The 25,244-nt window shown below is 37.3% G+C and carries 27 protein-coding genes and 1 riboswitch; of the genes, 7 read left to right on the plus strand and 20 right to left on the minus strand.

Annotated elements, in window-relative coordinates; genetic code table 11:
• Nucleotides 1-33: 33 nt before the first annotated feature.
• Nucleotides 34-693 carry a thiaminase II gene (gene tenA / locus Q0R51_RS02485; protein ID WP_294756445.1) on the minus strand — a complete coding sequence of 220 codons (660 nt, stop codon included), beginning with the start codon at nucleotides 691-693 and terminating at the stop codon, nucleotides 34-36.
• A gap of 214 nt (nucleotides 694-907) precedes the next feature.
• Nucleotides 908-1,006: riboswitch (TPP riboswitch) on the plus strand.
• A 75-nt stretch (nucleotides 1,007-1,081) separates the two neighbouring features.
• Here tenA and thiM point away from each other — a divergent pair.
• Genes thiM through thiE form a run of 3 tightly spaced genes read left to right on the plus strand, consistent with a single transcriptional unit; the run spans nucleotide 1,082 to nucleotide 3,361 of the window.
• Nucleotides 1,082-1,870, plus strand: a complete 789-nt coding sequence (gene thiM / locus Q0R51_RS02490) for a hydroxyethylthiazole kinase (protein ID WP_294756446.1) — start codon at nucleotides 1,082-1,084, stop codon at nucleotides 1,868-1,870.
• A gap of 11 nt (nucleotides 1,871-1,881) precedes the next feature.
• The gene (gene thiD / locus Q0R51_RS02495) at nucleotides 1,882-2,685 is read left to right on the plus strand and encodes a bifunctional hydroxymethylpyrimidine kinase/phosphomethylpyrimidine kinase (protein ID WP_294756448.1); all 804 of its coding nucleotides are present in this window, start codon (nucleotides 1,882-1,884) and stop codon (nucleotides 2,683-2,685) included.
• Nucleotides 2,686-2,698: 13 nt separating this feature from the next.
• Nucleotides 2,699-3,361, plus strand: coding sequence for a thiamine phosphate synthase (thiE, locus tag Q0R51_RS02500; RefSeq protein WP_294756451.1), 663 nt, complete (start codon nucleotides 2,699-2,701; stop codon nucleotides 3,359-3,361).
• 101 nt (nucleotides 3,362-3,462) lie between these two features.
• On the opposite strand, the gene gap is transcribed toward thiE, so the two are convergent.
• Nucleotides 3,463-4,482: a type I glyceraldehyde-3-phosphate dehydrogenase gene (gene gap / locus Q0R51_RS02505; protein WP_265667343.1), complete on the minus strand. Its 1,020-nt coding sequence runs from the start codon at nucleotides 4,480-4,482 to the stop codon at nucleotides 3,463-3,465.
• Nucleotides 4,483-4,587: 105 nt separating this feature from the next.
• On the opposite strand from gap, the gene Q0R51_RS02510 reads away from it, so the two are divergent.
• Complete coding sequence (locus Q0R51_RS02510) at nucleotides 4,588-5,319, plus strand: LysR family transcriptional regulator (protein WP_294756452.1); 732 nt, start codon at nucleotides 4,588-4,590, stop codon at nucleotides 5,317-5,319.
• Between the two features lie 92 nt (nucleotides 5,320-5,411).
• Here the strand turns inward: Q0R51_RS02510 and Q0R51_RS02515 are convergent, their stop codons facing one another.
• From Q0R51_RS02515 to Q0R51_RS02525, 3 genes are all read right to left on the minus strand, one after another.
• Complete coding sequence (locus Q0R51_RS02515) at nucleotides 5,412-5,615, minus strand: hypothetical protein (protein ID WP_294756453.1); 204 nt, start codon at nucleotides 5,613-5,615, stop codon at nucleotides 5,412-5,414.
• Between the two features lie 124 nt (nucleotides 5,616-5,739).
• Nucleotides 5,740-6,555 carry a LiaF transmembrane domain-containing protein gene (locus Q0R51_RS02520; protein WP_294756454.1) on the minus strand — a complete coding sequence of 272 codons (816 nt, stop codon included), beginning with the start codon at nucleotides 6,553-6,555 and terminating at the stop codon, nucleotides 5,740-5,742.
• Nucleotides 6,555-7,016 (minus strand): LytTR family DNA-binding domain-containing protein, encoded by a 462-nt coding sequence (locus tag Q0R51_RS02525; protein ID WP_294756574.1) that lies wholly within the window; start codon nucleotides 7,014-7,016, stop codon nucleotides 6,555-6,557. The genes Q0R51_RS02520 and Q0R51_RS02525 overlap by 1 nt, the downstream gene beginning before the upstream one ends.
• A 269-nt stretch (nucleotides 7,017-7,285) precedes the next feature.
• On the opposite strand from Q0R51_RS02525, the gene Q0R51_RS02530 reads away from it, so the two are divergent.
• Nucleotides 7,286-7,558: a type II toxin-antitoxin system RelB/DinJ family antitoxin gene (locus tag Q0R51_RS02530; protein WP_046325662.1), complete on the plus strand. Its 273-nt coding sequence runs from the start codon at nucleotides 7,286-7,288 to the stop codon at nucleotides 7,556-7,558.
• 12 nt (nucleotides 7,559-7,570) lie between these two features.
• On the plus strand, nucleotides 7,571-7,888 hold the full coding sequence (locus Q0R51_RS02535) for a type II toxin-antitoxin system PemK/MazF family toxin (RefSeq protein ID WP_187157070.1): 318 nt from the start codon (nucleotides 7,571-7,573) through the stop codon (nucleotides 7,886-7,888).
• A gap of 159 nt (nucleotides 7,889-8,047) precedes the next feature.
• On the opposite strand, the gene Q0R51_RS02540 is transcribed toward Q0R51_RS02535, so the two are convergent.
• The 4 genes from Q0R51_RS02540 to Q0R51_RS02555 all read right to left on the minus strand — a co-directional run bounded on the left by Q0R51_RS02540 (nucleotide 8,048) and on the right by Q0R51_RS02555 (nucleotide 12,881).
• A complete protein-coding gene (locus tag Q0R51_RS02540) occupies nucleotides 8,048-9,859 on the minus strand; it encodes an FAD-binding protein (protein ID WP_294756455.1) in 1,812 nt (603 codons plus the stop codon).
• A 36-nt stretch (nucleotides 9,860-9,895) separates the two neighbouring features.
• Nucleotides 9,896-10,087, minus strand: a complete 192-nt coding sequence (locus Q0R51_RS02545) for a hypothetical protein (RefSeq protein ID WP_294756456.1) — start codon at nucleotides 10,085-10,087, stop codon at nucleotides 9,896-9,898.
• A gap of 205 nt (nucleotides 10,088-10,292) precedes the next feature.
• Nucleotides 10,293-11,588, minus strand: coding sequence for an adenylosuccinate lyase (gene purB, locus Q0R51_RS02550; RefSeq protein ID WP_294756459.1), 1,296 nt, complete (start codon nucleotides 11,586-11,588; stop codon nucleotides 10,293-10,295).
• 3 nt (nucleotides 11,589-11,591) lie between these two features.
• Complete coding sequence (locus Q0R51_RS02555) at nucleotides 11,592-12,881, minus strand: adenylosuccinate synthase (RefSeq protein WP_294756460.1); 1,290 nt, start codon at nucleotides 12,879-12,881, stop codon at nucleotides 11,592-11,594.
• Between the two features lie 196 nt (nucleotides 12,882-13,077).
• Between Q0R51_RS02555 and Q0R51_RS02560 the strand changes: the two genes are divergently transcribed.
• Entirely contained in the window at nucleotides 13,078-14,070 is a 993-nt protein-coding gene (locus tag Q0R51_RS02560; protein ID WP_294756462.1) for a GMP reductase, read from the plus strand.
• Nucleotides 14,071-14,333: 263 nt separating this feature from the next.
• On the opposite strand, the gene Q0R51_RS02565 is transcribed toward Q0R51_RS02560, so the two are convergent.
• The 11 genes from Q0R51_RS02565 to Q0R51_RS02615 all read right to left on the minus strand — a co-directional run bounded on the left by Q0R51_RS02565 (nucleotide 14,334) and on the right by Q0R51_RS02615 (nucleotide 25,242).
• On the minus strand, nucleotides 14,334-16,235 hold the full coding sequence (locus Q0R51_RS02565) for a helix-turn-helix domain-containing protein (RefSeq protein WP_294756464.1): 1,902 nt from the start codon (nucleotides 16,233-16,235) through the stop codon (nucleotides 14,334-14,336).
• 54 nt (nucleotides 16,236-16,289) lie between these two features.
• Nucleotides 16,290-17,348, minus strand: a complete 1,059-nt coding sequence (locus Q0R51_RS02570; RefSeq protein ID WP_294756465.1) for a tyrosine-protein phosphatase — start codon at nucleotides 17,346-17,348, stop codon at nucleotides 16,290-16,292.
• Nucleotides 17,348-17,839: a PTS sugar transporter subunit IIB gene (locus tag Q0R51_RS02575; protein WP_046325671.1), complete on the minus strand. Its 492-nt coding sequence runs from the start codon at nucleotides 17,837-17,839 to the stop codon at nucleotides 17,348-17,350. The genes Q0R51_RS02570 and Q0R51_RS02575 overlap by 1 nt, the downstream gene beginning before the upstream one ends.
• On the minus strand, nucleotides 17,814-18,257 hold the full coding sequence (locus tag Q0R51_RS02580; protein ID WP_110446782.1) for a PTS sugar transporter subunit IIA: 444 nt from the start codon (nucleotides 18,255-18,257) through the stop codon (nucleotides 17,814-17,816). Before Q0R51_RS02580 ends, Q0R51_RS02575 begins: the two co-directional genes overlap by 26 nt.
• 18 nt (nucleotides 18,258-18,275) lie before the next feature.
• The gene (locus Q0R51_RS02585; RefSeq protein ID WP_294756467.1) at nucleotides 18,276-19,112 is read right to left on the minus strand and encodes a PTS system mannose/fructose/sorbose family transporter subunit IID; all 837 of its coding nucleotides are present in this window, start codon (nucleotides 19,110-19,112) and stop codon (nucleotides 18,276-18,278) included.
• Nucleotides 19,109-19,927, minus strand: a complete 819-nt coding sequence (locus Q0R51_RS02590) for a PTS sugar transporter subunit IIC (RefSeq protein ID WP_294756469.1) — start codon at nucleotides 19,925-19,927, stop codon at nucleotides 19,109-19,111. The genes Q0R51_RS02585 and Q0R51_RS02590 overlap by 4 nt, the downstream gene beginning before the upstream one ends.
• A gap of 204 nt (nucleotides 19,928-20,131) precedes the next feature.
• Entirely contained in the window at nucleotides 20,132-21,202 is a 1,071-nt protein-coding gene (locus Q0R51_RS02595; protein ID WP_294756471.1) for an aspartate-semialdehyde dehydrogenase, read from the minus strand.
• Entirely contained in the window at nucleotides 21,199-22,386 is a 1,188-nt protein-coding gene (locus tag Q0R51_RS02600; RefSeq protein WP_294756472.1) for an aminotransferase class I/II-fold pyridoxal phosphate-dependent enzyme, read from the minus strand. Before Q0R51_RS02600 ends, Q0R51_RS02595 begins: the two co-directional genes overlap by 4 nt.
• A gap of 16 nt (nucleotides 22,387-22,402) precedes the next feature.
• On the minus strand, nucleotides 22,403-23,161 hold the full coding sequence (dapB, locus tag Q0R51_RS02605; RefSeq protein ID WP_294756473.1) for a 4-hydroxy-tetrahydrodipicolinate reductase: 759 nt from the start codon (nucleotides 23,159-23,161) through the stop codon (nucleotides 22,403-22,405).
• A complete protein-coding gene (dapA, locus tag Q0R51_RS02610) occupies nucleotides 23,161-24,084 on the minus strand; it encodes a 4-hydroxy-tetrahydrodipicolinate synthase (RefSeq protein ID WP_294756475.1) in 924 nt (307 codons plus the stop codon). Before dapA ends, dapB begins: the two co-directional genes overlap by 1 nt.
• A gap of 18 nt (nucleotides 24,085-24,102) precedes the next feature.
• Complete coding sequence (locus Q0R51_RS02615; RefSeq protein ID WP_294756476.1) at nucleotides 24,103-25,242, minus strand: N-acetyldiaminopimelate deacetylase; 1,140 nt, start codon at nucleotides 25,240-25,242, stop codon at nucleotides 24,103-24,105.
• Between the last annotated feature and the right edge of the window lie 2 nt (nucleotides 25,243-25,244).

Raw genomic sequence — 25,244 nt, forward strand, 5'->3', positions numbered from 1 at the left:
GTAAGAATAAAATAAAAACGGTTTTTGCAAAAGTTACTTCCAATCTTGTTTTTCATAAGCCATCTGCCAAAACTGCAATTCATAATAGCTGCTGCGTACAAATGCAGTTTGCATTTGCTCAAGTTCTTCATTAGTGGCACTTTCAGCCAAAGAATTGGTTAAATGCAGCATTTTGGCTACATTGGCACCATACCACTCGCCATCATAAGTATCAATCCACTCCTGATAATAAGAAACCGGTGAACCTTTTTCTGCCATTTTTTGGCCAATTTCCTGATAGAGCCAGTAACATGGTAAAAGCGCTGCAACCGCTGGTTTAACACCAGATCGCTTTAATGTCATATGCATATGGTTAACGTAGTTATAAGCTGTTGGCGCCACCGGAGTTTTAGCAATTTCAGTCGCAGTTATTTTTAATTCTTCAAAAAAATGGCCTCGCACTGATATTTCGACATCTTTCAAGTCTTGCGCCCCTGCCAGTAAAAACTTCTTTACTTCCTGATTATCCGTTTTTGCCGCAATCAATTCATGCAATTTGCTGAATTCTCTTAAATAATAACGATCCTGCAACAGATAAAATTTAAAAGTTGCAATTGGAAGTTCGCCACTTTGCAATTCCTTAATAAATGGATGCACCATACTTTTATGCCACAATGCCTTCCCCGCTTCGTGCAGTCGATCAGTGAAGTTCATGATTGTTCTCCTCCAAATTAAATACTATTTGTTAAAATAACTTTTGATTAATACTAATTACATTTTATTAAATATTAACTATAATCACTATAATTTTTTGTTTTCTAGCACATTTTTAATATTAGTTAAAATACTAACACTTATAGCTTATAATAAATAGCGTCTTTATCAACCTAACGTTGTAATAAGCAATAAAATACGCTATAATTGTAAGCGATAACACGAGGGGTGCCTTTTTGGCTGAGATGAAAATATTTCAGACCCTTTGAACCTGTAAGTTAATACTTGCGTAGGAACGTGTCAAAACTGCTGAAGCTTTGGCATTTCCGCATGCCAAAGCTTTTTTATTAGTCAAAAATTTCAAGAATATTAAATTAGGAGTAATAAAATGCAGTTAAAATTATTAGACAAATTACGAGCAGAAAACCCTGTTATTTTCAATATTGCTAATTTTGTAACAGTTCAAGACGTGGCCAATGCTGTTAATGCTATTGGTGCTTCACCAATTATGAGCAATGAAGTCGCTGAAGCTGAAGAAATAGTGCGGATGGCTGCCGCTGTGGCAGTTAATATTGGCTGTTTAACCAAGCAGCAAATTAACCACATTAAAAAAGTGGAAGATTTAGCGCGCCAATATAATAAACCCATAGTATTTGATCCCGTTGCCGTTGGCGCCGTGGAGTACCGTTATAAAATCACAGATAAACTTTTATGGGATTTTCATACCAGTATTATTCGCGGCAATATTGGTGAGATCGCTGCCTTAGGTGGCTTTGATTGGAGCTCAAAGGGGATTGATGCAGGCTCCGGTTCTGGTGATATTGATGAAATTACTGCAAAAACAGCGCAGAAATACCACTGTACAGTTATTGCCAGTGGTCCTACAGATACAATTAGTGACGGTAAAAGACTGGCTCATGTTCACAACGGCTCACCACTTTTTAAAACTCATGTGGGCTCAGGTGATATGTTGTCCAGTATTGTCACAGCTTTTACCGCAGTCACTGATGATCCGTTTGAAGCGGCTCAGATAGGTGCTTTAGTTTTCAGTTGTGCGGGTCAAATGGTTGTCCAAGATCATCCCGGTGTTGGACCAGGTACTTTTGGTATGTACCTCATGGATTATTTGTATAAAGTAACAGTCGCTGATATTAAGCAAATTGCTGATTTTGATTAAGGAACTTCATGATGACAGAAAAAATTAATTCTTTTCCCCAGGTTTTAACTATTGCCGGAACAGATTCAGGTGGTGGTGCCGGGATCATGGCTGACCTTAAAACTTTTCAAATGCAAAAAGTATTTGGAACAGCTGTTGTAGTAGCAGTGACAGCACAAAACACTTTGGGCGTCCAAAAATCTTTTTTACTGCCACTGGAAATGGTTGACGCCCAATTTGCATCTTTAGCAGCAGATTTTCATATTCGTGCTTGTAAAACGGGAATGTTAGGTGATGCAGCTCATGTTCACCAAGTTGCACTTAATTTGCAAAAGTATGACTTTGGCCCTGTTACCATAGATCCCGTGATGATTGCTAAGGGTGGGGCTCCATTATTAAGTCAAGATGCTGTCGCCACCGTTAAAAACGAATTGCTGCCTTTAGCCGATCTAATCACACCTAACTTACCAGAAGCAGAAACTTTAACTGGCATCAAGGTACAAAATCAAAGTCAATTTCCTGAATTAGCTCATAAACTACAAGATATGGGCGTTAAAAATGTGCTAATTAAAGGTGGACACACTAATAGCGCAGAAGTAAAAGATTATGCTTTATTTGCCGATGGTACTGATCTTTGGGTCAGCAGTTCCAGAGTACATACTAAACGCACTCACGGCACCGGTGATACTTTAGCTGCAGCAATTACAGCTCAACTCGCTTTAGGTCAAAGTTTACCTGCCGCAATTAAAATTGCCAAAAAGTACGTTACTAAAACCATTAAGGAAACTATTCAAGTTGGTCATGGTCACGGCCCCTTAAATCATTGGGCAAAGTAATTTAGGAGAAATAATGCAAGACTTTAACACTGAATTTTTACATGCTTACTTTATTTGTGGCAGTCAAGATGTGCCAAAAGGTAAAACATTACTGGGCATAGTTGCAGAAGCACTTGCTGCCGGTATCACGGCTTTTCAGTTTCGGGACAAGGGTCCTAATTCAACTTTAAGTAAAACTGAGAGACTCCCTATGGCGCAAAAACTGCATCAATTGTGTTATGCGTATCACGTGCCCTTTTTCATTGACGATGATGTCAAGTTGGCCCAACAAGTTCATGCCGAAGGCGTCCATGTTGGTCAAAGTGATGAAGAAATTAGACAGGTCATTAAAGAAGTTGGCGAGCAAATGATTATCGGCTATTCCTGTTCGAATTTAACGCAAGTTGAACAAGCCAATAAAATTAGCGGAATTGATTATTATGGCAGTGGCCCAATTTATGCCACCCAGTCTAAAAGTGATGCCGACCCCGAAATTGGTATTGCCGGCTTAAGCCAACTGGTCAAAAATACTACTCGGCCAATTGTTGCTATTGGCGGGATAACTGTTAACGATTTAGAGGCAATCGCTAATACTAAGGCAGCTGGGGCTGCGGTAATTTCTTTGATTGCCCAAAGCAATGATATTAAGCAAACCGTTAGTCAAATGCTTACAGCACCATGGATGAAAAATGACTAGCAAATTTTAAAAGCACAAAAAATGATTCTGCACTTGGCAGAACCATTTTTTTATTGATGATAAACAGTTTTTAATTATAAAAATATGAGCTATATTGATAATTAACCTAATTGGGCAACTTTTTGCAGTGTTCTAATCATCTGAGCTACAAAGCCGGATTCATTATCATACCAGGCGTAACCCTTAACTAATTGTGCACCGTCATCACCAGTTTCAACTTGAGTCAGAGTCGGATCAAAGACCGAGCCATACTCAGTACCAATAATATCTGATGATACAATCTGATCATCATTATAACCAAAAGAAGGATTACCTTCAGTGTGCTTTTTAATTTTGGCATTAAACTCTTCAGCTGTAACTTTTTGCTTTAAAATAGCGGCTAGTTCAGTAATTGAACCGGAAATAACAGGGACTCGTTGAGCAATACCTGTAAGTTTGCCGTCTAATTCAGGTATAACTAGTCCTATCGCTTTAGCTGCTCCTGTAGAATGGGGAATAACATTAGCAACTGCGGCACGGGCATTACGGACATTGCCTCCACGGTCAGGTCCATCCTGCAACATTTGCGAAGCAGTATAAGCATGAGTGGTAGACATGATTCCTACCTGAATGCCAAATTCATCGTTCATTGCTTGTGCTAATGGTGCCAAGCAATTAGTGGTACATGAGCCAGCGGAAATAATTTGATCAGAGTCAGTTAGTTGGTCATCATTTACGCTGTAGACAATTGTCTTCATATTACCTGCGGGTGCTGAGATCAGTACTCTTTTAACACCGGCATCAAGGTGTGCCTGTGATTTTGCAGTTGAAGTGTAAAAGCCGGTACATTCAAGCACTATTTTGACACCATCATTTTTGACCCACGGAATTTGACTAGCATCTTTTTCCGCATAAACCGGAATATTTTTACCGTCAATTACAATACTATTAGTGGTAGCAGTCACTTCATGATGAAATTGGCCATGCGCGGTATCATACTTCAATAAATGTGCTAACATAGCTGGTGAAGTCAAATCATTGATTGCGACAATTTCGATATCATCACTGGCCACTTCATATATTCGCCGTAAAGCAAGTCGGCCAATGCGGCCAAAGCCGTTAATACCAATTTTTGTAGTCATAATAAGTTCCTCCTTTTAGATTACAGAATTAGTATATTAAGATAAAATTGTCTTGCATAATCTAAGTTTATAATAGAGTTATCACTTTTAATGATATGGAGCAACATGAATTTCAACGACTTACATATTTACCAAACAATTTATGAAACTAGATCGCTTAACAAAGCAGCACTGAAATTAGGCTACACCCAATCCAATATTACAGCCAGGCTCAAAGCACTGGAGCAAGAACTGAATACGCCCCTTTTTGTGCGTTCTAATTTAGGAGTCAAACCAACCAAAAACGGTCAAAAAATGCATGATTTCGCCACTAAAGTTTTACAAAACTACCAAAACCTGAAAGAAGATTTGTCTATTAACAAGCCCAAAGTCCTCATTTCTGAGTTGCTTTTTGGCTATATTATTACCCAAAAAGCACCATTTTCATTTGAGCACTACGACATTATCATTAAAAATACCAATGAAATTCAAGAATTAATAACTAAGCATCCCTATGACATGGTCTGGACTTTTACCCCTATTACTCTACCCAAATATTCGCTAATCAAAAAAAGTCATTTAGAAGCCTGCTTTTTAAAGGGCAATAAAAAAACAGCCGGCAAAGTACCAGTTGCCATAAACGCAGACATAAATTGTCCTTTTCGTAACTTAACTCTTAAGTTAACGCAAAATAAAAACAGTGTCACTGAAATCAATTCTCTGGAAATGATTTTAGAGCTGGTTAAAAAAGGTCAGGCAACTGCATTACTGCCCAAATATTTAATTAATGATGATCTAGTTGCAGCTGATTCGCAAGTTTGGAATATTCCCTATTATTTTTACCGCTACCAGCTGTAAATAAAACATCCAATTTTTACTAATTTAAAACCTAATTGAAATAAAAAAGTACCGAGGCACTTCTAGCCTGGTACTTTGAATTTTTAGAAAAATTATTTTTTCGCCCGTAAAATTTTGGCCTTGGCATCATTGTAGCCGTCAATGTAGCGTTCTATTTCAATTGCTTTATTCTGGGTAACACGATTAACTAAGTTAACACCTTTTTTAGGAAAAGCCTTGAAAGAATGACTCTCTGCATAGTCCTTTTTGGCTTGTTCACAACCCATTTGATAATCACTGAGAGAACTCTTTTTCATAGCAATTTTTGTTGCATGATAGGTATAATCATTGGTATCACGCCATTTTTAATATGCTTTTTCAGCATCTTTATAGTTTTCTTTGACATAATCATGTAGCTGCTTTAAAGCAACTATTTTATTTTTATACATAATTAATTTCAACTTCAGACATACTGCAGTGGCCGGTCAAAACCAACGTGGGACCATCGCCACTAGATTCACCAGAAATTTCCAGTTCTCCCAAAACAAGATCTAAGTTTTCACTATTAACTTTCCATGAAAGTGGCACATAAATTTCAATTTCACCCATGGTACCGTTAATATCTACTGTCACTACATCGCCAGCAGCCTTAGCCTGATCAAGGTAGACTTCAACTTCACCTAATGAAGAATTAATCATGACACTACGTAAATTTTGTGAATGAACATAGCGTGAAACTGATGACAGCTTCTGATTTATTACTATATCTTCACCATCAGTATGGTCTTTACTCTCATTAATGGTATCGCCATCAGTTGTATAATCTTTACTGTCATTAATGGTATTATTATCAGTCGTTTTATAACTTTTACCAAAGTCTGACCAATCATCATAGTAATCCCTAGGATTAAATTTATGTTTAAAGTAGTTTCCTCCTAAAAACCAGCTTTTTCTAAAAATTAATGTCAAACCTATATAAATCAGCAATGCAGCAATCAATACTGTCCATGGAACAATTTTGGTAATATGCAATGGTTCAGCGTAAACAATTAAGAGAAAAGCAATAGAAAAAGTCGTACCAAACAAGCTTCTATCTGCTAGACTTTCAATTAAAGCCGCTCCAAACACAATAGTCCAAATAATCATACTTACTTTCAAATGAAAAGAAAACAGGTGCAGCTGATTCATTACCAAGAAAATAGCAGCAGCCACTAATGCTATCCCCCAAAATATTTCTCTAATTTTATTTTTTCTCATTATGATGACCTTCTCTCGTTTAACCTATCATTTAAGTTATGGTAGTAATGACGTGAAACATAGACAGTTTTATAAGAATCGCGAAAATTAATTTTACAGTTAGAAATCGAACGTGTTAACGCATAAATTTGATTTAAATTTAAAATTGTTGACTTAGAGACCCGCATGAATTGATTGTTTAATAATTTTTCTAATTCATAGAGTTTATAATCTACTGTAAAGGCATCCCTCGCAGTATGTGCAATCACTTGTTTATCTTCTGTTTCAAAAAATAAAATTTCGTTCATACTCAAGTAATAGGACACGTTATCTTTTTTACATTCAATTTGATCAGGATGGCTGCTAATACCTTGAAGTTGACGGTAGATTTGTTCAACTTCTGATGTCACAGCTTTAGCACGGATAGTTACACTAGTTTCATCATTATTCAGATCCGGATCCAGCTCTATTTTTATTTTCACGCTTCTCACCTGCCCTTCATCACTTGATGATTTAATTAAACGCTAATTTTAATATAAAATCTAGCCTTTTTAACTAAGTGGTAATCTTAAGAAACCAAGTGGTATATTTTTTTGGTTCAGAAGAAAAGAAAAAATTCAAAGTCAGTTTTAGTATAGTATTTTATTTAAGACAATTTTTAGGCTAAAATTTGCAAAAAGTACCTAAAATATGCTATTTTAGGTACTTTTATGATATTATTATGTAACAAAGTAATTTCGGGAGGCAAATCATGGCAACTAAGATTGTTACTAAAAGATATTCTGTTAATATAGACAAACAAATAGCGGATACTGCAGAACTAGTTATTAGAAAAATTGGTCTTAAACCTAATGATGTGATTTCAATGATGCTTACACAGATTGCTGACAAAGGCAAACTACCTGTAGCATTTTCAGTTGACGATTATGACCATCTAAAAGATGAAATTATTGCAGCTAGTCGTAAAATTCCTGCACAAAAGGTTGAAACCTCCAAAGAAATAGCTGACTTTTTTGCAGATTAAGGAGACCAGTTAATGAATTTGGGCGATATTTTTATAACATACCTTGAATACGAAGATGTACCAAATGGAAAAAGTCGGCCAGTTTTATACATTGAGCAGGATGATGAATTTTATTATGTATTTAAAATTACTAGTAAATATCAAAATAAGTCAAAAAGCATTCGCGCAAAGTATGCTAAAATTACCGATTGGCAAAAGTCTGGCCTTAACAAGGAATCGTGGATAGACTGTAATAAACGGTATCAGCTGAGAATTGATAAAACGAGACTAAAAGGTATAGGTAATTTAACGATAACCGATTTAAATAATCTTAAGAAATTTATGTGGTAGAGAACAACAAGGACAAGTATGAAAAAAGCACTGAGTTTTATTATGATATGACTCCAAATTTGTTCTAAATTTGGGGGTCATATCATTATATTCAATGCCTTTTAATTGTTCTAAGAGAAGCCGAGATTTTTCAAACCCTTCTAAATTCCAAACAACTATTTATTTAATTTTACTTAATGCATCCCTGACAGCGTCTTTTAATCCTCTAGTGGTATTAGAGGCACCAGAAATTGCATCGACATCAACTGTATTTGCATTAACCATTTTTGCTGGTAATTCATTAATTGCCTTTTGACCATAGTCATCGGATTCAGCTTGTTTCAGAACTTCGATATTTTTGAGATTCTTTTGCTTATCAGCCGTTACCCTGACAACAATTTCATCTCCCATCCCTTTAGTAGATTTACCAATATATTGTTCAGGACCAGTTGGATATTCTTCTTTCTTAATATCAGAACCAAGTGGCCGTGGCTTTAACGGCTTTTCATACTTAGGAGAAGGTACATTGACTTCTGCTACATCATCTTTAGGATGAGCTGCATTTTGGCCCGCAATCTTACCGAAAATCAAGCAGTCCGCAAGATCGGACCCACCTTGATATAAGTTAGACATATTACTGCCCAGCTCCCCGGCACCATATAAATGAGGAATTGGTTTGTGCTCTGGATCAAGAATTTCAGCACGAGCATTTCTTCTAGGACCAGCTTCGGACCAGCCAATAGTTTGTACTAGCGGTATGGCATAATACGGACCCTCTTCAGAAAATGCACTTAAAGTAGCAGGAGCACGATGATAAGCATAATCATGTTTCTTTTCAGCAAAGAAGTTAAATTCGTCAATTGTACTTTGCAGTTTATCCCCAGCAACTCCCATCTTTTCTGCTAATTCAGAAACAGAATCAGCTTTAAGAACGGAATTAAGTGCTTTATTATCAGGGAAAGTATCAATTTCACTGATCTTGTCATATTGCTTTTGATCAAAGACAAAGTAAGGATGAATTGGATTCAATGGTTTGTACCATGAACCATGATTTTCTACATAGCCTTCACGTGCTCCTTGATCTTCCTTAAAGTAGCGTGTGCCGTCATCGCCAACCGTAAAAATACTGCCTGTATAGAAGACCGGGTTACCCATATAAAATGGTGCACGCTTCATCCCAGGTTCATAAAAAGCAAAAGCTTGTTGCATTCCACCGGCCGCATACATTGACATATGCCACATATCCGCACCTATTTCGTGGGCCAGGTCAATACCCTTACCTTTATTATAAAGTGAACCCAGTGGCACTAACTTGTGTGAACCAATGTAATCCTGAATCATTTGCGGATTATTTTCGATACCACCAGTGGTTAACACTACACCATTTTTAGCGTAAACGTTTAATAAAACATGATCACGCTCAATTTGAGCTCCGACAACTTTTTTACCAGGAGTTTGCAAGATATGCTTAACAGGTGCAGAATACCAGACATCAATTTTATCACTACGATCGAGTACTTTTTGCCGTAAAATATTCCACAATGAAGCGTTAAAAATACCTTTCTCCATTGTGATCATGTCATAGCTTTTAGCACCAGGTAAATTAGGATGATCGGCAATTACTGCATCATCCGGCAATCCTAAAATAGTTTTGTAGCTAACAGGTTCATTCACATCCAGATATTTTCTAAAATATTCTTTCATGTGTGTAATGCCATGAACAACTGTATCTTCTATTTCAGGGTCAATGCTAAAGTGCTGGGCCAAATGCTCGTAGTAAGCACGATAATCTTCTTCGCTGCTACTATAACCTACAAGTTCAGCAGCATACCTTGTATTACCACCTTCATGACCTTCTGGAGCAGAGTCAACTATTAGCACTTTAGCGCCACTATCAGCCGCAAAGCGAGCCGCAGTTGCTCCGGCTCCACCAAAACCTAAAACTACTACATCATAGCTTGCATCATAATATGTATGATCATTAACTATCATATGATTACCTTTCTTTCATAAGAATAATTTTTAAAACTATTTATATTCTTCATCAAAAACAATAATTGGTTTTATCATGCTGCCATTTACTGAATCCTTAATGGCATCATTAATTTCCTCTGATTGATAAAACTTAACCATTTTATCAAGTAAAAACTTGCCTGAACGATAAAGGTCAACCATTTCAGGAATAAAATTCCTGCGGCATAGAATCGCCTTCAATAACACCGGTAAGACACTTTGAAGCTGATAAAAGATTAATCATCGGGCTTAGTTCCTTAATTGTCTTGCCCCCTATAGTTTTACTTCAATTTCATTTTATTGTTAACAAGCTCAGTTTATCACATAACCGCTTACATTAAACTGGACTTATCCAAAATTTAATTTTTGAGTATAAAAAAAGCTCACATTCAAGTGAACTTTTATTTATTAATTATTCCAAACCAACTTTTTTGAAAATCTCATCTACATGCCGTAAATGGTAATGATAGTCAAAAGCATCAGCTACATCTTCTTCAGAAAGGTAATCCATGATTGGACTATCTTCAACTAATTTTCTAAAGGAAATTCCCTCATTCCAAGACTTGTTAGTTAGCTTTTGGACCATATCATAAGCATCTTCACGAGAAAGACCAGCCTCATCAATAAGCTTTAACAACAAGCGTTGTGAGTAAACCAGGCCATAAGTTTTATCCATATTTTTAAGCATTGTTTCTGGAAAAACATCAAGATTAGTCAAAATACGGTTAAAGCGATCAAGCATATAATCGATGCCAATTGTTGTGTCAGGTAAGATTATTCTTTCAGCACTGGAATGGGAAATATCCCGTTCATGCCAAAGTGATATATCTTCATAGGCTGTAATAATATGGCCACGTAAAACTCGTGCCATACCGCAGAGATTTTCAGAGCCAATGGGATTGCGCTTATGGGGCATTGCCGAGGAGCCTTTTTGCCCAGCACGGAAGTGTTCTTCTACTTCGTGGATTTCAGAGCGTTGCAAGCCTCTAATTTCAGTTGCCCAATTTTCAATACTGGTAGCTATTAAAGCCAAGGTCGCAATATATTCAGCGTGTAAGTCGCGCGGCAAGACCTGGCTGGTAATAGGCTGCTGAGTTAAGCCTAGCTGCTTTAAAACACTGGTTTCAACAGCTGGCGGTACGTTAGCAAAAGTCCCAACGGCTCCGGAAATTTTTCCTGATTCTACCCCTTTTGCTGCATGTTCAAAGCGTTCAATATCACGCTTAATTTCCGCATACCAGCGAGCTAATTTCAGGCCAAAAGTAGTAGGTTCAGCTTGAACGCCGTGAGTCCGACCCATCTCAACCGTATTTTTATACTTAAGTGCTTTTTGTGCAATCGTCTTTTTTAGATCTTGCAAATCCTGCCGAATAATTTCATCAGCCTGCTTTAAGATGTATCCTTGGGCTGTGTCAACAACATCAGTAGAAGTTAAACCAAAGTGTACCCACTTTTTCTCCGGGCCCAGACTTTCGGAAACAGTACGGGTAAAAGCCACCACATCATGGTGCGTTATCTGCTCCAATTCTGCCACCCGTTCAGGTGTAAAACTGGCATTTTGGGCAATTTTAGCAGCATCTGTTTTGGGTACTTCACCTAATTCACTCCAGGCATTGGTGGCGGCTATTTCTACCTTTAACCATGCTTCATATTTATTTTCATCCGACCATATTTTGCCCATTTCAGGGCGAGTATAACGTTCTAACATAAATTACATTTCCCACGGATTCTGTAACACGATTGTTTGCTCACGGTCAGGTCCTACTGAAACAGTAACAAGAGGAATACCAACAAGCTCTGAAACACGGTTTAAAAACTTCTGTGCATTTTCCGGCAAGTCAGACCAACTTTTAGCACCCGTGATATCTTCTTTCCAAGCAGGTAATTCCTCATAAACAGGCTTACACCGGTCTAGTTCTTTCAGGCTGGCAGGATAATAGTCAATTTTTTGACCATCGAGTTCATAAGCAGTTGCAATTTTAATAGTGTCAAAGCCGCTGAAAATATCAAGTAAGTTTAGACTTAAGCCGTTAATACCAGCTGCACGTTTGGCATGACGTAAAGCCACTGAATCAAACCAACCTACGCGGCGAGGACGGCCGGTAACCGTACCATATTCATGAGCAGTTTCACGAATCCGGTCCCCAGTTTCATCTAATAATTCAGTTGGAAAAGGACCAGCACCAACACGAGTAGTATAAGCTTTGCAGACACCAATAACAGTTTTTAACCGGTTGGCGCCAACGCCGATACCACTGGCAATACCGCCGGAAATGGTGTTCGATGAGGTAACAAAAGGATAAGTCCCTTCATCTATATCAAGCATAATTCCCTGTGCCCCTTCAAACAGGACTTTTTCATTGTTATCAAGAGCATCATTGACTAACACCGAAGTATCAGTGACATATTTTTTCATTTTTTGACCATATTCATAATATTTGGCAAAAATATCCTCAAATTTAAGTGCCGGTTTACCATAAATTTTGGTAAATACTTCGTTTTTCTGTTCTAAGTTAGTACGTAATTTTGCTTCAAAGGTATCTTTTTCAAGTAAATCACAAACGCGAATACCAATTCTGGAAGCTTTGTCCATGTATGCTGGACCAATACCGTTTTTAGTAGTACCGATTTTTTGATCGCCCTTTGCTTCTTCTTGGTATTCATCTTGCTTAATATGATAAGGCATGATGATGTGAGCACGATTAGAAATCTTTAATTTACTGGTGTCTATGCCTTTTTCTTCAAGATTTTTTAATTCATTAAATAAAACTTCAGGATTAATGACCACGCCATTACCGATTACGGCACCTTGTTTTGACGCAAAAATGCCTGACGGAATCAAGCGCATCTTAAAATCTTGACCATTAATTTCAATAGTATGACCAGCATTATTACCACCATTTGAGCGCACAGTATACGCTGCTTCATTACTTAAAAAGTCAGTGATTTTGCCCTTTCCTTCGTCGCCCCATTGACTACCAACAACTGCAACTGCTGTCATTTTTATTCACCTCATTAAATTTCTACAAATATCACGTAAATAGTCTAGCAATTTGCCCACATTTAGTCAAATTTAAATGCGAATTATTATAGTAGCCAGATTTTTAATAGTTCGATTTTTCTGTTGACAAAAAAAGTATTTTTGATTATAGTTACTTCGTTTGCAAAGATTTTTTATTCTAGGAGCCGATTTATTTATGAGTAATTATTTCAGTATGGAAGCCTTTGATTATGACGACATCCAGCTTGTGCCCAACAAGGGAATTATCAAAAGCCGTCATGATGCTGATACTAGTGTAAAGTTTGGAAACCGAACATTTAAAATACCTGTTGTGCCAGCAAACATGGAAAGCGTCATTAACGATGACTTGGCAGTCTGGCTGGCTCAAAATGGCTACTACTACGTCATGCACCGCTTTCAGCCTGAGAAGCGTCTTAATTTTATCAAAATGATGCATGAAAAAGGCTTATTTGCTTCAATATCCGTCGGTATTAAAAAAGGTGAATACGACTTTATTGACCAATTAGTCAGTGAGAATATCAAACCTGAATATATCACAATTGATGTTGCCCACGGTCATTCTATCTATGTCATTGATATGATTAAGTATATTAAAGAAAAATTGCCTGACACTTTTTTAACAGCAGGCAATATCGCAACCCCAGAAGCAGTACGTGAATTAGAAGGTGCAGGAGCCGATGCCACTAAGGTGGGTGTTGGCCCTGGCCGTGCATGTATTACCAAACTTAAAACTGGTTTTGGTACTGGTGGCTGGCAACTAGCTGCTTTAAGAATGTGCAGTAAAGTAGCCAGCAAACCATTGATTGCAGATGGCGGTATCCGTTATAACGGCGATATAGCGAAATCAATTCGTTTTGGCGCTACTATGATCATGATTGGTTCAATGCTTGCGGGACATGAGGAGTCTCCAGGCAATGTGATCAAAATTAATGGCAAAACTTACAAACAATATTGGGGTTCAGCTTCAGAAGTCCAAAAGGGTGCTTATCGCAATGTTGAAGGTAAACAAATGCTGGTTCCATATCGCGGACATATCGCGGACACTTTAAAAGAAATGCAGGAAGATTTACAATCTTCGATTTCTTATGCTGGTGGTAAAGACCTTAGTTCAATTAAGTTGGTTGATTATGTAATTGTTAAAAACACGATTATGGATGGCGATAAATAGCTAATTTCATGATTTTATTCCCAAATTATTAATAAATATGGTAATTATTTCTTTTTTCCGTTAAAATAAAATTTATCTCAGCTCTGGTAGGTAGTCGGTGCTGGGATTTTTTATTCTCTCCAATAGTAAATATTAGTCGATGAAATTAAATATATATATGTACTATCACAATTAACGCCAACAGAAAAACTCTCAAACTGGATAAATTCAGTTTGAGAGAGCTGATTGCTATATTTAAAGCAGATTATCTTTCTCTAATATATTCATCTCATAGTTTGGTCATTCCTCACAATATTAAAGTATTGTTGCAGTTCAGAATCACCATTTTTAATTTCCAGTAATCCTTTGCTAGGGTCAAGAATTATAATCTGTAAACTAAAAATCTTATGACAATTTATATATACAGGCCGCTTAAACTTAAGAACAAAATAACGTTTCTTAATTTTGTGGGGGCCCAGAAGGGTGAGGTACATATTATAAGGGTATGCATGGTAGCCTTCATTTAATATTAAAGCTGCAACATAACTAACAAAATTGTTTTTATGTGTTTGGGGGATGCCTAGTTGTTTAATCAAATGATTAGCTACTATGTCCTGAATTTTTCCTTTTAAAGCATCTATTTTTATTATCACTGGCCGCTTAAAATAATTGGCAATTGAACCAATAGTTCGTTTAGTGGACAGTATTCTTTGCCACAGAGCCATTCTTAGCCCATCATCTGAAAAAAAGGAAAAAGTTATTTTGGGAATATTTATATTTTTATAACCTGGTTTAGTTTTTGAGGAAACTAATAAGTAATCATATTTTGAATAATCAATATTTTCCAATTCATAAGAATAAACAAAAGTATAATTTGCATTATACTTATTTAAATCAAGTTTACCTATTAAGTGTTCACTGGCTAATTTACCATAGTCGTTTACAACCAAGAAATTAGTGGGAAAGTAACTGTTTTGCTTTTGATGAATTTTACTATATAAGCCCAGAACTATATCGTTAAACAGGCTGTCGTTTAACTCTTTTTTATTATAATCAGCACAAGAATTATATAAAGCAACTGTTAAAGAACTTGTAGCAAAAATTTTGCGAGCAACTTTTTCAGTTGCTAGTTCTAAATTGAAGCAAACAAAGTCATATTTTTTCTTAAGGTATCTGATAAAAAAACTGCGATGAATGTATGAAGCAATATCAGAACCTTTATTAATGCATAGTGACAATTGCTCTTTTAAAACAGCACAAACTTGTTCAACCTGTACCTGTACTTGCTGAGAGCAGGTTTTTAATTTGTTCAGATCAGGAATCTGATCAATTTCGGAATTAATTAGTAAAAAAATAGCTAAGCATAGTTCTTCTTTAATACTATTTTTAATTAATTTTGCTGCAATTATAAATGCCTTGTTATGCATCAATTCAACTTTAAAACTATGACTAATCTTTAAACTAATATCTGGCCGTAATTTATAAACTAGCAGATATTTTGTTACTTGCTTGAAGCCATTATCCGTTAAAGGGAAATCATATTCATGAATTAATTGGAGTAAAGTCTGACTTTTATTTAGTAATTCAGTTTTAGTAACACCATATTCAGTAAAAGCATATTCTGGTAGCAAAGCGTCTTTTTGTTCAAAACTATATATATCAAATAAATCTATCAAACATGAACGAACAGCGCCCGTTTTGCCTACTACCTTCATGCCATAGTATGGAACAGATTTTACTTTTAAATTATAAATACTTAAAAATTTTTTCACATCGCGCATATCTTTTTTGATAGTCGCGGTACTAAAATTTAGTTTTCTCGCCAACTGGTCGATTTTGATGTAGTTTGGACTCGCACACAGAAATCTGCAAATTTTAGCAATACGTAACTTATTACGAAACAAGTAATTAAACTTGAGATTTAAATATTCAGAGCAATTCTCCTTTAATAATTTCAACCAGTCACTTTCTGCTAAAGAATAATCAAGCAAATATCCTTTAGCTCTTTGATTGATAATTTTGACATCATGACCGTTATTACGTAAAGCCTTATTAATCTGCTCAAATTCTGTATTCAGCGTTCGCGCTGAAATTCCGCTTTTATTTTTTAATTCAGAAATAGTAAGTAAATCATTGTTTAAAAAAAGATTTAACAACTCAATTTCACGGTAAGTTAAATTCAACATTGTTTTGCCGTCTTCCTTTTTAAGACAATATTAATACTTACTTTAACTTAAAACTTATGCTTTTTCTAATAATGACTTGCGTAAACTCAAATATTCTGATTCAGTCAGACCCAACTTGTCAGTTGCATACTGATAAATTGTGCCGTATTCGCGCATTATTTTGGTAATTGAAGCAGTAATAAATTCTGCTCTAGTGTCAAAAAGGGCATACATATAATCCGCAATTGCTTTATTACCAGTTTGTTGCAAAAATTTTTGATAGTAACGAGCATTTTTCTTAACGCGTGCCCGTTTAGTTAGCATGTAATCATAAACCAGTAATTCTGCTGGTACGCCCAGAATTCCTTCCAAAACCATGAAGCCAAAGCCAGTTCTGTCTTTACCGCCACGGCAATGTTGCAAGCTGGGTAAATACTTACTTTGGGCCGTAACTTTGATAGTATTACTAAAAGCCTCTAAGCTTGCAGGACTATCGACAAAGGATTCTTGTTGTCTGATCATTTGATCATTACCGGTTTCTCCTTTAGCTAGTGCTTCTTTAGCCCTTTCTTTCATATCTTTACCGGTATCTAAGTTTTGGGCTCTGCCAGCGATAGCAGCTGTTTCTGCATTAGGATCAAAATTAAAAGTATGAATTGCAGGATCAATAACAGGGTCAGGCGTATCTTTAACTTCAATTGCACCACGAAAATCAATTATTGAATTTAACCCCAAATTTTTAACAAAAGTATAGCCAGAAGGCTCTAAATTGTGCAAATAATCAGAGCGATAAACTTGCCCCCATTTGATTCTCATGCCATCACTTGTGCGATAGCCACCAATATCGCGCAGATTATACATCCCTGGAACAGGCAGTATGCGATAACCAAATAACAAAGGCTCGTGATTCTTAAAATTCAGAATGAAATAAGTTGGCCTAACAGTTGAGTATGTAAATTGAAAGCAGACCTGTGTTTTATTACTGGTTAACAAATACTTTTTTTCTTTAGTATATTTATCATTATTCAGAGTCCAATATAATTCATAATCAGGTAAATTCTGCTCATCAGTCTTAATATCTACTTCCGTTTGTCCATCATCTAAAACATATGCTTCTGCGTAGTCGATTTTCATTAGTTCTTTCCTTGCACTTGTTCAATATATTCTTTGATTGGTGTAGGCGCATCATAAGCCGCCATTTGAAAGTTTATTTCTAGTCCTGAGTCAACCAATTTGTCTAGAGCATCCTTTTCTTCCGGAGTAAAGCACAAGTCATTGTTGTAGCGAATTGTACGTTCTTTACGCTCTCTCATACCACCAAAATTAACTGACTTAATGTCAACCCCGCCTTCAATTAAGTGCAATAGATCAAGGGTACTGGTCAATATTAAAAACGTGGTCTTTTTTATAGGATTTTTCTTGTAAACTCGAATAAATTTATCTACTCCAAAAACATGCACGATATAGCCAGGAGCAGCCATTTTCAACACTTGCTCTTGCACTGGGTTACTAGCTGCCCTATCACTGATGCATATGATTTGTTCAGCACCAACATGACGCAGCCAGGAACTGGCAACCTGACCGTGAATTAATCTGTCATCAATACGAGTCCACTTGATTGGCATTTTGCTTCTCTCCTTCTTTTGCTTTTTCAGTAATATTCACTAACGCTTGCGGATATGTTCTTTCAATAATCTTCTTAGCTTCTGCTAAATTTTCAGGATTGCTTAAGCATAGTTCCAGTAAAACTGGCATATTTAGCCCCGAATAAACTAAGACATTTTCATTTGTCAAGGTTAAATACGTAGACACATTAGCAGGGGTGCCACCAAAAATATCAACTAAGATAAGAGTTTCCGCATTTTTTTCGTTGAGCGCTTTTAATTTAGTCTGAATTTCCTCAAGACTTTCTTCATAAGTTTTACCTTTAGTAACAGATAAAACTGCAACATTTTTTTGCGGCAGTCCAATAATCATTTCAGCCGACTTTAATGCTTCCTGAGCAAACAAGCCGTGACTGGCCAAGATAATATTTATAGCCATCAGTAACCTCCTTACAAATTATTTGATAATTCCCATTACTGCTAAAACTGTTCCTAAAATCAAAATAGCAAATATTAACCAAGTTAAATATTTACGTGGTAAATATGAGTGTAATTTATAAAGACCTAAGGTAAACAGCAAAGGTAACAGCTTTGGCATCACGCCGTCTAGTAATTTTTGGATGACAATTTTTGTACCCTTGGTATAAATTACTGTACCAACATTTATCTTGACGTATTGGGCAATGAGCGCACCTATAACCATGACACCGATCGCTGTTGAAATATTAATTATCTTTTGCATAACCTTCTTTTGGTTACCACTTTTAATAAATTCTGTGCCCTTTTCGTAACCAAAAATAATTCCATAATATTTAACAACAATATTAATTCCGTTATAAATGACAAACATCAATATAGGTCCTAATACATTTCCTTGTAATGCATAGGCTGCACCGATACTACCGGCAATAGCCTGAATGGTTATTTTAAAGACACTGTCGCCAATACCAGCTAATGGTCCCATCATTCCGGCTTTGATAGCAACAACTGCTTCTTTTTCATCCTCGCTGGTTGTCTCTTCAACAGCTGCAGTAATTCCCAGAATCATACCTGTTGCCGTAATTTGTGATAAAAAGTAGGTCAGATGGCGCTTCATAGCTTCTATTCTAAGTTCCTTATTATCACCATAAAGACGGCGAATAATTGGTACCATCGCATTTAAAAAGCCAATAGCTTGAGTCAAGACCAGCGTCGAAGTAACGTTTAGTCCCCAAATTTGCAATCGCCAAAAGACTTTATTTAAATCCTTACGGGTAATTTTTTTACTTTTTTTAGTTTCCACTTCATTACTCATAGGTCGTACCCCGTATCTTCATCAACTTGCTGATTATTAGAACTACTATTTTCTGAACCCATTTCGTTTTGCTTATCTATAATTTCCATAATGTAGGAATAGATCACGGCAAAAATTAAAGAAATTAAGGTTACTGGCAAAATGCCTAAGTTTAAATAGGCTGATAAAACAAAGCCAAAAATTAAGAATGGCCACAATGTGCCCTTCATCATCATTGTCATTAAAATGGATAATCCCACAGCAGGCAATAAAGATGACGCTGTTCCCAAACCATTTAAGATGTTGCTTGGTACAACAGCCAGTATTTTATCAATTATGCCCTTTTGGAAATAAACAAACAGAAATGTTGGTACTGCTCGAATTGAAAACTGTATGAGAAAAGCAACAATATTTATTTGCATTATCCCACTTAAATCACCGTTATCAGCCAATCTTTGAGCCCATGGTTCGAAAAACTGTTTTAATACCCGCGTAACTACTATTAACTGTTGAATTAAAACAGCTACAGTAGTGGCGGCAGCGACTCCAGCAGCAATTCCTTTTGGTGTAGCACCTGTTCCTGAAGTAATTGAAACAGTAACTCCGATAATTGTCCCGACAATCATATCTGGTGTTTGATAACCCGCCATGTTGCCCAGGCCCATCCACATTAATTCCAATGTAGCGGAAATCACAAGTGCCGTTGGCAAATCTCCCAGGATAAGTCCTACAACCGGTCCAACCAGCAAAGGTCTCCGAAACATTTGCGGTCCTTGATCGTCAAATGAACAATATCCTGCCCAAATTGCGATCAACAAAGCATTTACAAGACTCATTAACGTACTCCTTTCATCTAAATAACTTTTTAGTTATTCAATTAATACATTGTCAGTATAAAATAGCGCTTTCATAACCTCCATGGATTTTTTATCGTTTAAAATTGCAAAAAAATAGTAGGAAGTCAGCTTAAAAGTAATCAAATAAACCAAGCTTATATTATTTATACAAACTTGGTTTATTTCATTTAATTAAATATAGAACTAACTATTTTTTGGCACACGCACTAAATTATCTCTTACTAAACATTCAGCAATTTCTACTGTATTGCTGGCAGCACCCCTTAATAAGTTATCAGCTACGATCCACATATTAAATGCACCAGGATTTTCTTGATCTGGCCGAATACGGCCCACGAAAGTTTCTTTTTTACCGATCGCTAAAAGTGGTTGGGGATAGATCTGATTTTCAGGGTCATCCTGTAAAACAAGGCCAGGAGCTTTTACAATTTCCTGCTTTATTGCCGCTGTTGTTGCAGTTTCGTCTTGCAACACAAAATAAACCGTTTCGCCATGACCAATTTCAACCGGTACGCGGACACAAGTAGCAGTGACTTTAATCTTCTTTGAGTCCTGATCATTAAACAAAATCTTTTTGGTTTCATGAATCATTTTCCATTCTTCGTGCGTGTACCCATCATCTTCAAAAACATCAATTTGGGGTAATAAGTTAAACGCCATAGGATAATGCTTTTTAGCAGAGGCGGTGGGCAGGATTTTAGCTGCTGTCTTTTGCTTATTCAACCTGTCCTGAGCTTGCTGCAGCAGCTCCGCCCAAGCTGCTTTACCAGCACCCGAGACGGCTTGATAAGTTGAAACAATAATTTGCTTAATTCCCCATTTAACGTGCAGCGGATAAAGCGCAGCTACCATCTGAATGGTCGAGCAATTAGGATTAGCAATGATGCCATGATGATTAACTAATTGGTCATCGTTAACTCCCGGAACAATTAAGGGCACATCATCAGCCATACGAAAAGCACTAGTATTGTCCACACATACCGCCCCTCTTTTGACAGCTTCAGGCAACAGCCTCTTTGACACAGCTCCGCCAGCAGATGATAAAACTAAGTCCGCTCCCTTAAATGAATCAGGTTGTGCTTCTTCTACTGTAATTGCTTGATTTTTAAATGTTAATTTTTTACCTGCCGACCGCTTAGAAGCTAGTAGTTTGATTTGTTTGACTGGAATTTTAGACTTTTCCAGTTCACTAATTAAACGCTGACCTACTGCACCTGTGGCACCAAGAATTGCAACTACGTATTTTCTCATCAATTTTCACCTTTTTCTGCTAAAAACTGTTGGATGCGATTCATTGCTGTATGCAAGTTTTCATCGCTGGCAGCGTATGAAAAACGAATATACCCTTCACCGCCAGGACCAAAAGCATTTCCGGGCGTGCCCCCGACTTTAGCCTTGTGAGCCAAGTCCAGTGCAAAAGCCTCATCATCTTGACCATAACTTGCCGGTATTTTGGCGAAAACATAGAATGCTCCTTCACTGGCATGGGTTTCAAGACCCATATTGTTTAACGCACTAACAATATAGTCACGTCTTTTTTGATAAATTGGCCGGGCCTTTGCTGGATCCTGATCACCATTTTCCAAGGCCTCAGTGGCTGCCGCTTGTGCAGGATTAGATGGAGCTGTAACCAGAAATGCGTGCATCTTTGCAATTAAACTAATTAAAGCAGCTGGTCCAGTCACATAGCCTAAACGGTAACCGGTCATCGCGTGCGACTTGGACAAGCCATTAATCAACAAAGTGCGTTCGGGTAAATAACGCGCAATCGAAACATGCTTAAAGTCATACGTTAATTCACTATAAATTTCATCAGAAATAACATAAAGATGATGCTTTTTAATAATCGGTGCGATTTGCTTTAAAACAGAGCTAGGACATTCTCTGCCAGTAGGATTAGTAGGATAGTTAAGTAAAATTGCTTTAGCATGAGGATGCTCATTTAAAGTTTTTTTCAGTGCCTGCGGGGTCAACACGAAATTTGTATCTGCCGTATTGATGGCGACCAATTCAGCTTTAGTGTATTGAATTAGCGGAAAATAAAGAGCATAGGATGGCGTAGGCACAATAATTTGATCGCCTGGTTGAAATAGTGCCAACATGGTTGCAGCTATGGCCTCTGTCGCACCGACCGTGACAATAATTTCACTTTCAGGATCATAGGTTAAGCCTTGCTTGCGCTTTAAATAATTGCTGATAGCCTGACGCAGCCTAGGTGTTCCTTTTTGGGCCGAGTAATGCGAATCATTATCTAATATACTTTGGGCTGCAGCTTTTTTAACATGTTCAGGTGTATTTAAATCGGGTTCTCCTAAAGTTAATTTAATTAAATCGGGAATATCGTCAACTTTTTGGGCAAAAGCACGGATACCAGAAGGAGGAATTTTTACCAAGGGAGTATGAATAATTGAAGTTAAATCAGTAGCTAATTGGGGCATTTCGTTCTCCTTGTAATTACAAAATCTGGTCTAAACCGACCACTAAATCTGTTAAATCCATTACTCGGCTCAAGGCTACTTTAACGCCCTGCATAAATGAAGAACGGGAAAAAGAATCTTGTCTAATAGTTAAAGCTTCGCCAGAGCCGCCAAAAAGCACCTGCTCATGAGCTATATAGCCGGGTAATCGCACAGAGTGAACAGGAACTCCATCATAATCAGCACCGCGAGCTTGAGAATCGCTTGTTGTTTTAGAACAATTTTCTGAATTGCGGTTTTCTGCTATCACTTTGGCAGTCGCAATAGCCGTAGCACTAGGGGCATCCCTTTTATCAGCATGATGCATCTCAATAACCTCTGCATCAGGAAAGTACCGCGCCGCCTCTTGTGCAAACTTCATTAATAAGACAGCCGATAAACCAAAATTTGGAGCAATAAGGCCACCAATTTTCTCTTTTTTTGCCAGTTCTTGTAGCTGTTTTGTTTGTTCAGAAGTTAAACCACTTGTTCCCACAATTGGGTGCATATGGTGCTTTAAAGCAAATTTAGTATTTTCATAAACTGCTTGTGGAGTCGTAAAATCAATCCAAACATCAGCAGCAATATCGACCATTGCTAAATTATTAAATCGCTTAACCTCAGGCTTAAAATCTGAACTCTCAGATGCAGTAGGTGCCAAAACTGCTACCAGTTGGCAGTCCGGTAATTTTTCAACTAATTGAACTGCTTGTCTGCCCATAGATCCTGTGGCACCAGCTATTAAAATTTTCTTCATTAATCTACTCCTAATTCTAGTGGCAGTTCATGCAATAATGCTGCTTCACTTAAACCTAAATGAAGAGCTAATTGCCGCTTTTCTGTTTCATTTAAATCCACAATCGGTAACCGGCAGCCGCCAGCTGGCAATCCTTGGGCGTTAAGGACGGCCTTAACAGGTGCCGGTGAAGGATACATAAACAAAGCTTGCATTTTCGGCATTAGTTGCCTTTGCAATTTACCTGCTGCAGCGATTTTCCCCTGATCTAAGTCATCATACATTTCCCGCATAGCTTTGACATAAATATGAGAGGCTACCGAGATTACGCCTCTTGCCCCTAAGACCTTAGCCGTTAAAGACTGCAGGTCTTCACCTGTATACACCAAAAAATCTTTTGCTGCATGTTCAACAATATATTCCAAATCTTCTAAGTCTGAACATTGCTTAACACCAGCAATTTTAGGATTATGCGATAACTCAACTAAAGTTTCCTTAGTGATCTTAATTCCTGTTCGACCCGGAATGTTATAAATAATGATTGGTACAGGCGAATTTTCAGCCACCTTTTCAAAATGAGCTGTAATTCCCCTTTGATCCGGCTTGTTATAGTAAGGTGCTACTACCAGTGCCATATCAATACCGGGAATTTGTCCCACTTCTTGAGTAAATGCAACTGTCTGTGCAGTATTATTGCTGCCCGTACCGGCAACCACTGGCACACGTCCAGCAATTATTTGAGCGAATTTAGTGTATAATTCAATTTTTTCGTCATGGGTCATTGTTGCTGTTTCACCAGTAGTACCACCAATGACAAAACCAGTGCTACCTGTGTTAAGTAAATGCTCAGTTAATTTTTTCAGACCAGGATAGTCAACTTTATCTTCCTTATTAAAAGGAGTAATTAGCGCGGTCATTAAATCTGCCTTGTCAAAATTAGTCATATTTTTTCTCCTTTTGAACTACATGTGACTCAGTAAAAACCCTATCACTGCTTTAATTCCTACTTCTATGGCTTCTTCATGCGGGTTGAAGGTTGCAGAATGAAGTTGCGCATCATTATCCACTCCCAGCCAGAACATGGTGCCGGGAATTTGTGCTAGTAAATAGCCAAAGTCTTCACCTGTCATAGCCGGTTGCATCTCTTGGTAATTAATTTGAGCATTTTCCTTCATATAATTAATGAACTCACTTGTGATTTGAGGATCATTTTCAACTGGCCAATAGCCGCCTTGATTAAGCTGCAAATCAACTTTAGCATTATAGCTGTGTGCTATTCCTTGAGTTATCTCCCGCAGACGCTGATCAATTTTTTCAATCATTTTTTGGGTTAATCCGCGAATGGTTCCTTCTAAATGAGCATGACCGGCAATCGCATTTCTAACTGTTCCAGCCCTAACTTTTCCTATTGTAATAACACCACCTGCAATGGGATCAATACTGCGCGAAATAATTGTTTGAATTTGCTCTATTAACGCAGCTGCAGCCACTACCATATCATTAGCTTGCTGCGGATACGCCGCATGTCCATCCTTACCAGATAAATCAATATTGATTTCAGTTGTACCTGCAAATAAAGTCCCTAAGCGGCAGCCAATTGTCCCAGTAGGTAAATCTGGAGTATCGTGCAAAGCAAAGAATTCATCTGGGCGCCATTTACCAGTAAAAATTCCTGCCTCATAGGCTTTTTTCCCGCCACTCTCACTTTCTTCAGCAGGTTGAAAAAAGAACAGTAAATTGTCTTGCGGTTGGTGATCGCAAAAATAAGCTAGAATTCCCAAGGCTACTGTCATGTGGATATCATGACCACAAGCATGCATTTGACCTTGATTGTGGGAAGCAAACGACAGGCCGGTCTGTTCTGCAATTGGTAGACCATCTATATCTGCGCGATAGCCAATCGTTTTTTGCGGTTCTTTCCCTCTAACTCTAACTAAAATAGCTGTAGGCAGTTCAGAACATGTGCGAATTTCAATGTATTTTTGATTAAAATTACCAATAACTTGCAAGAGATATTTCTGTGTTTGATATTCGTGCAGAGCTAATTCTGGAATCTGATGCAAGTCACGCCGAATTTTAATTAGTTGCTCGGAAGTTAACATTA

It is taken from the genome of uncultured Lactobacillus sp., from assembly GCF_946477725.1.
Classification (GTDB): Bacteria; Bacillota; Bacilli; order Lactobacillales; family Lactobacillaceae; genus Lactobacillus.

What these genes read in the sequence shown, in the direction of transcription:
- tenA (WP_294756445.1), bottom strand. Translation starts at nt 693, where the DNA reads ATGAACTTCACTGATCGACTGCACGAAGCGGGGAAGGCATTGTGGCAT.
- thiM (WP_294756446.1), top strand. Translation starts at nt 1,082, where the DNA reads ATGCAGTTAAAATTATTAGACAAATTACGAGCAGAAAACCCTGTTATT.
- thiD (WP_294756448.1), top strand. Translation starts at nt 1,882, where the DNA reads ATGACAGAAAAAATTAATTCTTTTCCCCAGGTTTTAACTATTGCCGGA.
- thiE (WP_294756451.1), top strand. Translation starts at nt 2,699, where the DNA reads ATGCAAGACTTTAACACTGAATTTTTACATGCTTACTTTATTTGTGGC.
- gap (WP_265667343.1), bottom strand. Translation starts at nt 4,482, where the DNA reads ATGACTACAAAAATTGGTATTAACGGCTTTGGCCGCATTGGCCGACTT.
- Q0R51_RS02510 (WP_294756452.1), top strand. Translation starts at nt 4,588, where the DNA reads ATGAATTTCAACGACTTACATATTTACCAAACAATTTATGAAACTAGA.
- Q0R51_RS02515 (WP_294756453.1), bottom strand. Translation starts at nt 5,615, where the DNA reads ATGAAAAAGAGTTCTCTCAGTGATTATCAAATGGGTTGTGAACAAGCC.
- Q0R51_RS02520 (WP_294756454.1), bottom strand. Translation starts at nt 6,555, where the DNA reads ATGAGAAAAAATAAAATTAGAGAAATATTTTGGGGGATAGCATTAGTG.
- Q0R51_RS02530 (WP_046325662.1), top strand. Translation starts at nt 7,286, where the DNA reads ATGGCAACTAAGATTGTTACTAAAAGATATTCTGTTAATATAGACAAA.
- Q0R51_RS02535 (WP_187157070.1), top strand. Translation starts at nt 7,571, where the DNA reads ATGAATTTGGGCGATATTTTTATAACATACCTTGAATACGAAGATGTA.
- Q0R51_RS02540 (WP_294756455.1), bottom strand. Translation starts at nt 9,859, where the DNA reads ATGATAGTTAATGATCATACATATTATGATGCAAGCTATGATGTAGTA.
- purB (WP_294756459.1), bottom strand. Translation starts at nt 11,588, where the DNA reads ATGTTAGAACGTTATACTCGCCCTGAAATGGGCAAAATATGGTCGGAT.
- Q0R51_RS02555 (WP_294756460.1), bottom strand. Translation starts at nt 12,881, where the DNA reads ATGACAGCAGTTGCAGTTGTTGGTAGTCAATGGGGCGACGAAGGAAAG.
- Q0R51_RS02560 (WP_294756462.1), top strand. Translation starts at nt 13,078, where the DNA reads ATGAGTAATTATTTCAGTATGGAAGCCTTTGATTATGACGACATCCAG.
- Q0R51_RS02565 (WP_294756464.1), bottom strand. Translation starts at nt 16,235, where the DNA reads ATGTTGAATTTAACTTACCGTGAAATTGAGTTGTTAAATCTTTTTTTA.
- Q0R51_RS02570 (WP_294756465.1), bottom strand. Translation starts at nt 17,348, where the DNA reads ATGAAAATCGACTACGCAGAAGCATATGTTTTAGATGATGGACAAACG.
- Q0R51_RS02575 (WP_046325671.1), bottom strand. Translation starts at nt 17,839, where the DNA reads ATGCCAATCAAGTGGACTCGTATTGATGACAGATTAATTCACGGTCAG.
- Q0R51_RS02580 (WP_110446782.1), bottom strand. Translation starts at nt 18,257, where the DNA reads ATGGCTATAAATATTATCTTGGCCAGTCACGGCTTGTTTGCTCAGGAA.
- Q0R51_RS02585 (WP_294756467.1), bottom strand. Translation starts at nt 19,112, where the DNA reads ATGAGTAATGAAGTGGAAACTAAAAAAAGTAAAAAAATTACCCGTAAG.
- Q0R51_RS02590 (WP_294756469.1), bottom strand. Translation starts at nt 19,927, where the DNA reads ATGAGTCTTGTAAATGCTTTGTTGATCGCAATTTGGGCAGGATATTGT.
- Q0R51_RS02600 (WP_294756472.1), bottom strand. Translation starts at nt 22,386, where the DNA reads ATGCCCCAATTAGCTACTGATTTAACTTCAATTATTCATACTCCCTTG.
- dapB (WP_294756473.1), bottom strand. Translation starts at nt 23,161, where the DNA reads ATGAAGAAAATTTTAATAGCTGGTGCCACAGGATCTATGGGCAGACAA.
- dapA (WP_294756475.1), bottom strand. Translation starts at nt 24,084, where the DNA reads ATGACTAATTTTGACAAGGCAGATTTAATGACCGCGCTAATTACTCCT.
- Q0R51_RS02615 (WP_294756476.1), bottom strand. Translation starts at nt 25,242, where the DNA reads ATGTTAACTTCCGAGCAACTAATTAAAATTCGGCGTGACTTGCATCAG.